The following is an 11,192-nucleotide window of genomic DNA, read 5'->3' as shown; positions in this document are numbered from 1 at the left end:
CGGATAACGACCGGGTACTTTGGCGGGTAATTCAGCGCCTGGGAGGTGAAAAAAGCGATAGTGCGATCGTGACCGAAGTGCTTGGCTTCACTGGCAAGCGCTACTCGGAGGGGGTAGCTGTGTTAGAGCGACTGAGGAGGCAGTTCGGGGGATAATTTTGCGATCGCGTTGCAAGAGGTAACGCGATCGCAGCTAAAAAAAATCAATTCCAACAAGTAAAAAATATCACACATTGTTATGCAAGTTAAAACCATTTCTTACAAACGAGTTCTCAACATCGGGAATTATGAGAATAAGCACCTGGAATTGTTTGGTGAAGTATTGGAGGGAGAGGATGAGGAAGAAGCCATTTCTCGCCTCATGGAAATGGTAGAGCGAAAAGTTAGAGAACCACGAGAAAGCGAAATTGTCGCTCTGATTAAAAATTTAGAGGGAAGGGCTAGTAATCTTCGAGAGCAAATTTCTTACCTAGAGGAGAAACTAGGACAACTTAAAAGTAAAGAAGAACAATCAACAAGCTTACAAGAGCCAGATCCAGATGACATCCCTTTTGATTCTGGGTCATCCAACGATGACCCGACCAAGAATTTTTAATTGAAGGTTCGTTATGACCAAACATGATACTTTCGTGAAACTCAAACCCGGCAGTCCTTATGAGCCAATTATGGATTTGTTCCCATTCGGCATGATACCCATGCGCGACCCCTTCCCCCTGGAGCGCGTGACCACATCTGATGGCGAACAGATTCCGCTCTGGATTGTTGACTTGGATCGGCTCAAAAGTTCTCAAGCTGTCGCCATCAGCCAATTGATCGCCAGTGTTCGCAACGCAGATCCACTTGAAGTTACACAAGAAGCAATGGCTCAGGGTGGCTTTGCTATGAAGCATGAGTGGATTGACTCTATGCTATGCGGCCCCGAAGGCTTTCAAAGGCAGAAAGAGCTAGCTGACTTTTTTGAAACTGCACCACAGCCACCATCTGCTAGGGCATACCGCGAATTTTATAACAGCCAGCACGATCGCTGGATTGAAGGTAACGAGCAGCCGCCGCCAATCAACTCCATTGAGGACGTTGACCCCAGGTTACGTACTCCAGAACTGGAGCAACATTTCAGGATGAGCAAAATCGAGAGTGCGATCGCGCAGGGTAACTACTCAGTAATGGACGTTCTCACGGGTCGAGCCTTCACCGATGCGCTTAACATTATTGACCCAGAAAACGAATATTCATTAGTTGGATATGACGACGAATTTGATGATGATGAATTTGATGATGATGAAATTTATGAATGATGAAAACTTGATAACTAAACGACTAAATAATGACTTTGTGACTTTACCAAAAGATTTATATGTACTAAACACTTTAGCTATGGGAGTAGCTATACAAATTCTTGCCAAAGTAACTGGGGAAAGCATAGAGGATTGGAAAGAATATGTAGGAGCAAAAACTGGCGAACAATACCGTGAATTATCTGCTGAAAAAATTCAAGAAATAGTTGGGTCTCTGGATAACGAAATAACCGCCTGATGAATCGCAGTTGCGTAGGGGTACTCCCCCGCCGCAGGCATCGCGCTAAAAAAAGCGCGGGCTACTTGAGCCAGTAGCCGAAACGCGATTGTAAACGCGATCGCGTCGCGGACGGACTCCAAATCCGACGTACAGCACATACACACAGCAGCTTAGGGCTTTTGGTATGAATCAAGCTTTTATGGCTTTCTCTCGTTCGTAAGCTCGGCTGCTGTAAATGTGCTGTTCCCTCCCTATGTCGCCGCAGTTCGCGCTGCGGCATTGCCTTGAGAGTGAATTAGGCTGTTGTGGCCTTCGGGTGATTCGCAGGCATGGCATCAGGGAACAAGACGAAACCACCCAGGAGGAACTGAATGATTAGAATTTTGGGACTTGATGTCAGCAAGTCCTCGGTTTCGGTTTGCCTGCTTTTAGAAAAGCCCTCAGATCCACGTCAATTCTACTACGAGTGTCCATTTTTCAAGTTGAGCGCTGATGCAAAGGGAATTCAAGATTTACTCGCGCTCAATGCGGACATTGCACTGTTAGAACCAACTGGCAACAATTACAGTAAACTTTGGGGTACTCACTTGGCCCGCGCCGGGGTAGAAGTTCGGCTAGTGGGTCACAAAGAACTCAGAAATTATCGAGCCAATCACCTGGCACTACCTGATAAAGACGATGACGCTGATGCTCTAGCACTCGCTTGTTACTACTTCGACTATTCCCAAGACCCGCGGCGATTTGTCCAAATTCGCGATCGCACTATTGTCAGAATTCGAGAACTGGTGCTGAGACTTGCTCACCTTAACCGCGTTCAGTCACCGATTATGAATCGGGCACGGCAAGATTTAGCGTGGCAATTTCCAGAAATTGCACTGGTAAAGTCCCGGCGGGGTGAATCCGGTGAACCACCTTTACTTTGGGGTTGGCTTGCGGGAATTCGCAAAAGCAAGCGTTATGACTGCCTTTACTCCCAAACAGTAGGCTTGGGAATCACTGACACTGTTCGAGAACACGCAAAACGGATCTGTGACCTTCAGCGTGAGGAACACGTCATTGAGGCTGAGTTGCGCCAATTGCTTGCTGATTCTAGATTTGAGCATTACCGCGCAGTCTTCAAAAAATTTGGATTTGGCGATCGCCTAACTGCGATCGTTCTCTCCCAGATTTATCCCATTGAGGGATTCCTCAATGCAGAAAGGAAACCAGAGGTGAGAATACGCCAGGGGCGAAATTCTAAAAAGCCTACCAAACGCCACCTTTCACTGAGAAGATTTCAGAAAGCTTTGGGGGCAGCTCCCTCAATGGAAGCATCAGGCGATAGCCGTAAAGCCAAAGTCGTAGGCGGTTCAGATTTATGTCGTAAGTCCTTGTGGCAGTGGGTTTTTACTCGGATCGAGCCGAAGCGATCGCGTCTTAAAAATGAAATTGGTAAAATTTTGGGCGAACAGTTAGATAGTGAAAAAGCAGCTGGTCGCCCGGTCAAACTTGTCAGAAATCGCATTGCAGCCAAAGGAGCGCGGTTACTGTTTAGAGAGTTAGTTAAAAGCTTGAAGTGACAAAAACGGATTATGCCTAATCGGTATTATTACAAATTAGAAGGACAAACCCCGATTCCTGTTGAGTCTTTCATGGAGTGGTCTTTGTGGATAATGTCAGCTAGCACCACGGTTATGCTCAACGAACTCAGGGACTCTATAATTTCAACTAGATTTGTGGGCATAGACTTAAACCCTGGCAGCAGCAACTCACTTTCTCAGCCGATGATATTTGAAACTTTGGTCATAGGTGGGGTAATGGATGGAAAAAGAAACTTTTACCCCACTTGGGATGAAGCAATACAGGGGCATCTAAAAACATGCACTCAAGTTTTTAAGCTTTCAAATGACTAGAGTGAACGAGAACTTGTAGGAATGCCCTACTTAGTAGCTGGACTAGTAATGGTTCTGTGGACTTTTGGCGGTCGTTTTATCAGTTTGCCACTACTGCGCCGTCCTGGAGCCGAGGAACCCAAGTTTATGCGTAGCAAAACCGTGCAGCGCTTGCCACGTCCAGATGGGAGTGTGTTGCAGGTAGAGTTTTTTGGCCCTGAAGATGGTCAACCAATTATCTTGTCACACGGTTGGGGGCCAAACAGTACTGTATGGTATTATGCCAAACGACAACTAAGCGATCGCTTCCGAGTAATTGTTTGGGATCTACCAGGGTTAGGAAAATCCGCTAAACCGAAAAACAACGATCACTCTATAGAAAAATATGCCCGTGACTTGGAAGCTGTAATTGCCATAGCAGGGAATAAACCTGTTATCTTGTTGGGACACAGCATGGGCGGCATGATTAACCTGACATTCTGTCGCCTGTTTCCAGAGCAATTGGGGAGTCGAGTGGCTGGCTTAATTCTTGTAGATACTACTTACACCAATCCGGTAAAAACTTGTATCTTTAGCAATCTGGTACGTAAATTACAGAAACCTCTACTCGAACCTGTGTTGTACCTGACTATCGTGCTGTGGCCGGTTTTTTGGTTGATGACTTGGCTTTCGTATTTGAATGGTTCGCTGTATATCACCGTCGAACTATCTGGATTTACGGGTACTGAAACACGCGGTCAACTAAGTTTTGCAGGTTTATTATCAGCATTGGGTTCGCCTGGGGTTCTGGCTCGTGGCACACTGGGAATGTTAAAGTTCGACGAAACAGACACACTTGCAACTATTAACGTTCCTGTGTTGGTAATGTGTGGGGCTTCAGATATAGCAACAAAACCTGTGGCGAGCGATCGCATGAAAGCAGAATTACCTTACTCTGAAAGAGTCACCCTAAAGCCAGGTGGACACATGGCATTGATGGAACAAAACCAGCAGTTTTCTCAAGCAGTCAGCACATTTTGCGCTGGCTGCTCATAGCTACCTAAATACTGCACGCTTTGTGCATTTTTAACTCAAAATTGGGTTTGGGAAAAAGGTTAAAGGTGAATGGCACGCTTGTAAAGCCAAAAGTCTTGTTTAACCTCGTTCCCAGTCTTCAGACTGGGAACGAGTTCCTGTGGGCTTCTGCCTCTGGTCAAGAAAGAAGAGGCGGAGCCTCGCAAAATGGGTTCCCAGCCTCCAAGCTGGGAACGAGGCAACACAAGACTTTGGATTTATCTTAGTGCTATTCGGTTAAAGGTTTTTTCCCTTTCCCCTTTAATATGAGTCCCTTTTCCCCAAAAGTGCAAAAAGCACAAATGCCAAGAGGTCTATTGATAGCTACCTGCATTCCACGTTTAGCATCCATCAAAAAATATTGCTCCAGGGTTGACGTTTCGGTGTTTCGCGCAGTCTGTAAGAGCTTCCGCTTTCCCTGCAAGAACTTCTGCTTTGACGTTTCGGTGTTTCGCGCAGTCTGTAGGAGCTTCCGCTTTCCCTGCAAGAACTTCCGCTTTAACGTTTCGGTGTTTTGCGCAGTCTGTAGCAACTTCCGCTTTAACGTTTCGGTGTTTTGCGCAGTCTGTAGGAGCTTCTGCTTTGACGTTTCGGTGTTTCGCGCAGTCTGTAGCAACTTTTGCTTTGACCTTAGTTTTGCACTTTATTTAATCCGCATTTCTTAGTACCTTTTGATTAGATCCAAAGTAGAGTTCGCCCAATTCTTCCAAAGAAACATCGGTCTGCGATTCTGGATTAAGGAAGTAGGGATGGATAGGAAGGAGTTCAGCGCGAGGGCTTTCCGGTGAAGACACAATTTGCTCAAGCAAAGACAGGTAGTTTTCACCAGTAGATTCCCAAGTGTACTTCTTCAACACCCGTTCCTGACCAGCTTGGGCAAAATACTCCCACTCTTGAGCATCACATAGCAACCGCTCCAAGCCCCGTGCAATATCAGCAGGATCTTCTGGATTGACGAGTACGCCATATTCCCGATCTCCCTGTTGCAAGCTCTCGCTAGGGCCACCGTTCTTGGTTGCTACCACTGGTAAACCTGCTACTGCTGCTTCTAAGGGAGCAAGCCCAAAAGGTTCGTAGAGTGCGGTCAGCGCAAATACTGAGTGGCGTTTAACCATAAACCTATAGGTTGCTGCTAGTGACTCTTGAGATTGATGTAACAAGCTAAATGCACTGATTTTGCCCCACAAGTCGTTTTCTTTGACCGCTTCCCGAATCGGGGCTAATACTTCTTCAGTGATTTCGTCGCTAGTCTCTTCTCGTAAAGGATTGTCCAGCGCCCCTGTAATTAGCACCAAGTTAGCTCGTTCCTGAAGTGTTGGACTGATTGCGAAAGCTTGCACTAGCCCCAATATGTTTTTTTTCGGCTCTAATCGACTGGATGCTAAGATGACGGGCAAATCTCGACGGTCTTCTGCAATGTCCCGTGCCAATCGTTCCTGAATGAACTCGTAAGTAGCCTCCTCGTTTTCGGAACGCGCCTCTGCACCGAAAATCGAGAAATCTGCTCCCGGTGGAATCACTGCAAAGCGGTTGTCGTTGTCTACATCCACTGCACTACTATAGACTCGATGAGAATACTGTTCAAAACGTTCTTGTCGCGTGCTGGTGATATTAACCGCCGAGCGATTCATGCTCAGGCGTTCGGCTAAAATGCGATATCTGAAATGAAATTGCTCGTCTATTCCTGTGAGATTTTCTGGGGTGGCTTCCAGTTTGTCGATCTTTTGAGCGCCAAGAGAATGAGCAGTAAAGGTAAAAGGTATGCCTGTCTCCTCTTCAATTAGAACGCCACACAGTCCTCCATCAGCGTAGTGAGCAGTCATAGCATCGGGTAAGCTACCTTCCTGTTGATAAAATTTCAAGATGTTGGGTACCCAATCAGCGACAAGATGAGGCCATAACAATTCTTTAGAGAGAAATTCTTTTGGCCCAGCTGGTAAGCGGACAATGCGGACATTATCGATCCCTGGATAAGTGTCAATCGTTTCGGCAAACTCTGGCCACTCCGGGTCAATAATTTGACGGGTGATAATATCAACTTTATGACCCATTTGAGCTATGGCTATAGCGACTTGCCTAACGTAAATTAGTTGACCCCCAAAATCTGGGTGTTTGGTGATGTGACTATTGCCTGAATCAAAATTGCCTTGAGGGTTGAGAAATCCAATGTGCATTGCCCGCTTCCTAATACAGGTTAATTTCTACTAAAAATTTTGCCTGAAGATGGCAGCATAACAGCTTAGTGAGCTTGTTAAAAACTCTCAAGGCTGAAAAACGCAGGCAGTAAGACTGTAGGTAAATACCATCAAAAAGTAAGTCAAAGGGCTTTTATTGATTCCCTTGAGCTTAAACTCAACCAGTACAGTCATTTTCCTAATGCTTAAAGTTAATCATTACTGCGGTACGCGCACATATACCGAATGACATATTTGAAGCAATACGGTTCAGTTAAGAAATTTATCCGTTGAGGCAGGCAGGGGGAGCAGGGGAGGCAGGGGAGGCAGGGGGAGCAGGGGGAGCAGGGGGAGCAGGGGGAGCAGGGGGAGCAGGGGAGGCAGGGGGAGAAATAAAAGCTTAACTGAACTGTATTGATATTTGAAGTGTCCAAATAAATCTGACTTGCTAGGATGGCATTAGAAATTCATCGCATTTGAGTATGACCAAGCAAGATATTCCATTGACGGGAGAGGCGCTGATTAAAGAAGTCTGTCGGCGGATTCGAGTAGCCCGTAGCTATTGGGATGCTCACAACAATGCTGCTTGTCGGGGCGAACGCGATCGCGCTTTAGCCCTTTATAATACTCTGACTAAAGAACAAAAAGACCAGATTCCGCAAGTGTTGCGGGTGTGGTTGCGTTACCGCAGTGAGAAATATTTTGGCGCACACCGAACGCCGCCAAAGTCACCACGAAAATCAAAATCTATCTAAAAATATATCTAATTTAACGTGAGTTCGATTAACCCTCACCCCAGCCCTCTCCTACGGGAACTACGGTGTACACACAAGTGTTGGTGCAGTGTATCTATCCCGCCTCGGAATAAATTCCGAGTCTCATAACGAAAGTCCTCTAAAAGAGGACTAATACCATTTTGGATTTTGGATTTTGGATTGTGAAACATCCATTGGATAAATGTTTCAGTTTTCCATCTGTCGCAATCATTTTTCAAATTGGTATAAACAAGAAATTTAGTTTAGTCCTCTTTTAGAGGACTTTCGCTTATCAGCCCGGAACTTTAGTTCTGGGCGGGATATTTGCTCAGTGTGAGACTTTCACTTGAACAGAAATATTGGGTGGGTAAGATTTTTAGAGATGTGTGTACACCGTAGCCCGCGGGAAAGGGAGTAGCAACGAGAAATTAGGGTTTTGGCTCCCCTCTCCGTGTCGGAGAGGGGTTGGAGGAGAGGTCAAAAAAGGACTTGTCGAACTCACGTTAATTTATATTACCCACCTGAAGACCAGCGTACAGGCAAAAGTGCGCCCACGCTAAAAACCACAGCTAACCCACCCATCCCAAACATTCCCCAAGGTACTAAACCTTCCAACGGATTCACGACATGCGCAGTGCTTATAGGTTGTTGAGGATTGTAACGTACCACTACCATCTGACCATTGCTGGAGCGGTAGGACTCATAACTGCCTGTAAAACGAGTGCGTTTGCCGTTGGCTAAAAACTCGATAACTGGCGCATAGGTTTCTTTTTGCTCATTATCATTATTGTTCGTACTGCTGCGATCGCGACGACTGATGCTGTCTACCACCGTACCGCGTGTTTCGTTTAGGGTTGCACCTTCGTGCGCAATGATGTTACGTACCCAAAAACCGCCTCCAATAAACAGCAATCCAATCACCAGCCCAATACTTGCGCTTAGTTTGTCATCAAAAGTATTTTGGTGAGGTTGGAAATTCATGGGTTTGACGATGGCACAACATTAACAATTCAAAATTCAAAACTTGTACTGAGCGTAGCCGAAGTATTCAAAATTCAAAATTAAAACATTTTAGACATTTTCAGGTAGCCGAAGTACGGGGATTTAAACCCCGACTGAAAACGATCGCAGGCGGAGTGGCTTTGACTTTGCGCTACCTGTAGAGGTAGGGGTCTTAAACACGAGTGATTTACGATAAATTTCATCACAATCTCGACTATAGCTTACATTTGAAACATTTCTATTTGGCACTACTAACCCTATAACTGCGTCAACTATCTTGCAGCTATACTGCATCAGTTTTTCTGATGTAGTAATTTAACGTTTATATGGTATTAAATATAACCAATTAACCTCATTTAGTAAGCAAAAGTAATGACAACTCAGTTTTGGGAAAAAATTAATGCAATTCTAACTAACTTACTATTTAAGCCTGTACACAGACGAGTACTAGTAGGTCTAAGCAAGGTAATGAGTCAACAGACATTGCCGTGGATTTTGAAAAAGCGTCTGCTGCCATTATTATGTCTGATATCATTCTTTCTAGTATTGCTACTAAATAGTTTTGCGCCTGCCGTTGCCCAACTACCTCCTCAACCCCGTCAGGAAATTCGGGGAGTGTGGCTAAGTGGTAACGATTTTAGTGTTTTTAGAAATCGTTCGCAGGTGCAAGCAGCCATGAGCCAACTGCGGCAGTTAAACTTTAATACTGTTTATCCCGTAGTTTGGAATGATGGTTATACACAATATCCCAGTGCGATCATGCAGAAAGAGGGGATACCCTTTTTCTTCAAGGGAATAGATGGACAAGATGTAATTGCAGACATTATTACTCAAGCGCGCAGACAAGGGTTACTAGCAATACCCTGGTTTGAATTTGGTTTTATGGTTCCTCTAACTTCGGAACTTGCATCGCAGCATCCAGATTGGCTAACACAAAAAGGGGATGGGACTCAAACTTCAATTAGTGCTGCGGGTGAAGTAGCGTGGTTGAATCCTTTTCACCCGGAAGTGCAAAATTTTATCAGGGAACTTGTCGTGGAAGTTATCGCTAAATACGATGCTGATGGCGTTCAATTTGACGACCATACGAGTTTACCTGTGGATTTTGGTTACGATAAGTACACGATTAGTCTATATACTCAAGAAACTGGGAATCCTCCACCACCCAATCCCCAAGCCCAAGCATGGATAAAATGGCGGGCAGATAAAATTACTGCCTTTATGGTAGACCTTTACCAAACAGTGAAAGCCAAAAAATCGAATGCGATTTTTTCAGTTGCTCCTAATTACTATAATTTCGCCTATAAAATGCAACTGCAAGATTGGCTCAACTGGGTACGATTGGGTATTGTCGATGAGTTGGTGATGCAGGTGTACCGTAATGATGTGGAAAGTTTTATCGCTCAAATTACCCGTCCAGAAATTTTAGAAACCCAACAAATTATTCCAACTGGTATCGGGATTATGGCGGGTTTACGAAATCGTCCAGTTGCTATCCCACAAATCAAATCCCAGGTAGAAGCAGTACAACAACGCGGTTTAGGTATTGGTTTTTTCTACTACGAAAGCCTTTGGGATATTGCCCCTGAACCAGCAGAGCAACGCCAGTCGGCATTTGCGGCTCTTTTCCCAAATTCAGCACTGCGCGATATCTCGCAAAATACACCCCGCCAGCCAACTTTTAATACCATAAACTTACCTTTATATCCAAAACCTTCCCTTGGACAACGTGTTCGCGGTTATTTTTTGGAAGTTGCGATCGCAAATGGTCAACCAAAACGTATTTTATTAGATACAGGGTCAGCAGGGCTAAGAGTTCCTAAAGAGTTTTTAGGTAATTCTCCCATCCAAAGAACAGGTCAAAATATCAAGGAAGTATTAAGTGATGGTACTATCCTAGAAGGAGAATTAGTTTACACTAATGTCCGGTTTGGTTTGATTCCCACCGCCGAACCTGTTCCCGTACAGGTTGTTACTAATCGCCAATGTAGCGCCGACAAACCTAAGTGTTCGGCAAACAGTGGTGTACCATTTTCGGGAATTATCGGTGTTAACTATTTTGAAAAATCACTTCCCTATAACCCGTTGAGAAAATTATCAGGCAATCTGAGTAACGGATTTATTGTCGTTGGCAATGGTGGTAGTAATAATAATGGCAGCCTAATTCTCGGTTTAACTGCCGAAAATCAAGCAGGTTTCAAAATGGCTTCTTGGAGTCAACAACCTGAAATTAATGGTGTACCCGGTAAAAGATGGGACTCTCGACTGAACAAAGTTTGTTTAACTCTTGCTGGGAGTTCTGCGAAAAATTTGTGTAATAGCAGAGCGATCGCTGATACTGGAACTATTAATGGTTTGACTCAATTCAAGTCAGCTTCTACAGCAGGTAAACTCAAACCCGGAGTATTAGGGTCAGCAAATGCTGTAAAAGTAGGAATTAATGGCATTTTTGATTACAGTTTGACACCAGGAACCCGTGACGGATTTAATCGCTGGAATTTGAGTATCTCGCCACAATCAGAACTGACTGTATTCGTAAATCCTGGAATCGCTTTGTTTGATAAATACGATGTACTCTTTGACCAAGTTAATGGTAAACAGGGTTTTCGCAGTCGGCGGTGAGAAGAAAGTAAAGACTTGCTTAGGGACTACCAAATAAAAAAATATACAACTTTTCTTGTGGGGTGGGCGTCTCGCCCGCCCGTAGAAAGGGGCGGACAAGATGTCCACCCCACAAGACTGGATAATTTATTTCTTGGTAATCCCTTACTCAGATAGCGTTCAATTAACCCAAAACTTACGCAAACAATGGCCAAAACCCTG

The 11,192-nt window shown here is 44.8% G+C and carries 11 protein-coding genes; 8 read left to right on the top strand and 3 right to left on the bottom strand.

Features of this window, described 5'->3' with window-relative positions:
• The first annotated feature begins 237 nt into the window (after positions 1-237).
• The 3 genes from RM368_RS01130 to RM368_RS01120 are packed head-to-tail and all read left to right on the top strand — an operon-like array spanning position 238 to position 1,532.
• Positions 238-594 (top strand): hypothetical protein, encoded by a 357-nt coding sequence (locus tag RM368_RS01130; RefSeq protein ID WP_322692322.1) that lies wholly within the window; start codon positions 238-240, stop codon positions 592-594.
• A gap of 13 nt (positions 595-607) precedes the next feature.
• Positions 608-1,294 (top strand): hypothetical protein, encoded by a 687-nt coding sequence (locus tag RM368_RS01125; RefSeq protein ID WP_322692321.1) that lies wholly within the window; start codon positions 608-610, stop codon positions 1,292-1,294.
• Positions 1,287-1,532 carry a hypothetical protein gene (locus tag RM368_RS01120; protein WP_322692320.1) on the top strand — a complete coding sequence of 82 codons (246 nt, stop codon included), beginning with the start codon at positions 1,287-1,289 and terminating at the stop codon, positions 1,530-1,532. The genes RM368_RS01125 and RM368_RS01120 overlap by 8 nt, the downstream gene beginning before the upstream one ends.
• 61 nt (positions 1,533-1,593) lie before the next feature.
• Here RM368_RS01120 and RM368_RS01115 read toward each other — a convergent pair whose 3' ends face one another.
• Complete coding sequence (locus RM368_RS01115; protein WP_322692319.1) at positions 1,594-1,794, bottom strand: hypothetical protein; 201 nt, start codon at positions 1,792-1,794, stop codon at positions 1,594-1,596.
• Between the two features lie 91 nt (positions 1,795-1,885).
• On the opposite strand from RM368_RS01115, the gene RM368_RS01110 reads away from it, so the two are divergent.
• The 3 genes from RM368_RS01110 to RM368_RS01100 are packed head-to-tail and all read left to right on the top strand — an operon-like array spanning position 1,886 to position 4,420.
• Positions 1,886-3,073: an IS110 family transposase gene (locus RM368_RS01110; protein WP_322692318.1), complete on the top strand. Its 1,188-nt coding sequence runs from the start codon at positions 1,886-1,888 to the stop codon at positions 3,071-3,073.
• A gap of 12 nt (positions 3,074-3,085) precedes the next feature.
• Positions 3,086-3,406 carry a hypothetical protein gene (locus tag RM368_RS01105; protein ID WP_322692317.1) on the top strand — a complete coding sequence of 107 codons (321 nt, stop codon included), beginning with the start codon at positions 3,086-3,088 and terminating at the stop codon, positions 3,404-3,406.
• Between the two features lie 21 nt (positions 3,407-3,427).
• Positions 3,428-4,420 carry an alpha/beta hydrolase gene (locus RM368_RS01100; protein ID WP_322692316.1) on the top strand — a complete coding sequence of 331 codons (993 nt, stop codon included), beginning with the start codon at positions 3,428-3,430 and terminating at the stop codon, positions 4,418-4,420.
• A gap of 665 nt (positions 4,421-5,085) precedes the next feature.
• Here RM368_RS01100 and RM368_RS01095 read toward each other — a convergent pair.
• Complete coding sequence (locus RM368_RS01095; protein ID WP_322692315.1) at positions 5,086-6,612, bottom strand: glycosyltransferase; 1,527 nt, start codon at positions 6,610-6,612, stop codon at positions 5,086-5,088.
• A gap of 482 nt (positions 6,613-7,094) precedes the next feature.
• On the opposite strand from RM368_RS01095, the gene RM368_RS01090 reads away from it, so the two are divergent.
• Positions 7,095-7,367 carry a Precorrin-3B methylase gene (locus RM368_RS01090; protein ID WP_322692314.1) on the top strand — a complete coding sequence of 91 codons (273 nt, stop codon included), beginning with the start codon at positions 7,095-7,097 and terminating at the stop codon, positions 7,365-7,367.
• A 513-nt stretch (positions 7,368-7,880) separates the two neighbouring features.
• Here the strand turns inward: RM368_RS01090 and RM368_RS01085 are convergent.
• Complete coding sequence (locus RM368_RS01085; protein ID WP_322692313.1) at positions 7,881-8,348, bottom strand: DUF3592 domain-containing protein; 468 nt, start codon at positions 8,346-8,348, stop codon at positions 7,881-7,883.
• A 393-nt stretch (positions 8,349-8,741) separates the two neighbouring features.
• Here RM368_RS01085 and RM368_RS01080 point away from each other — a divergent pair, with 393 nt between their 5' ends.
• Complete coding sequence (locus RM368_RS01080; RefSeq protein WP_416212200.1) at positions 8,742-10,991, top strand: glycoside hydrolase family 10 protein; 2,250 nt, start codon at positions 8,742-8,744, stop codon at positions 10,989-10,991.
• Positions 10,992-11,192: the final 201 nt, after the last annotated feature.

Source organism: Nostoc sp. DedSLP03, from assembly GCF_034530815.1.
Lineage (GTDB): Bacteria > Cyanobacteriota > Cyanobacteriia > Cyanobacteriales > Nostocaceae > Nostoc.
Note: the sequence above shows the minus strand (reverse complement) of the source record. Positions and strands in the feature narration are given on the sequence as shown.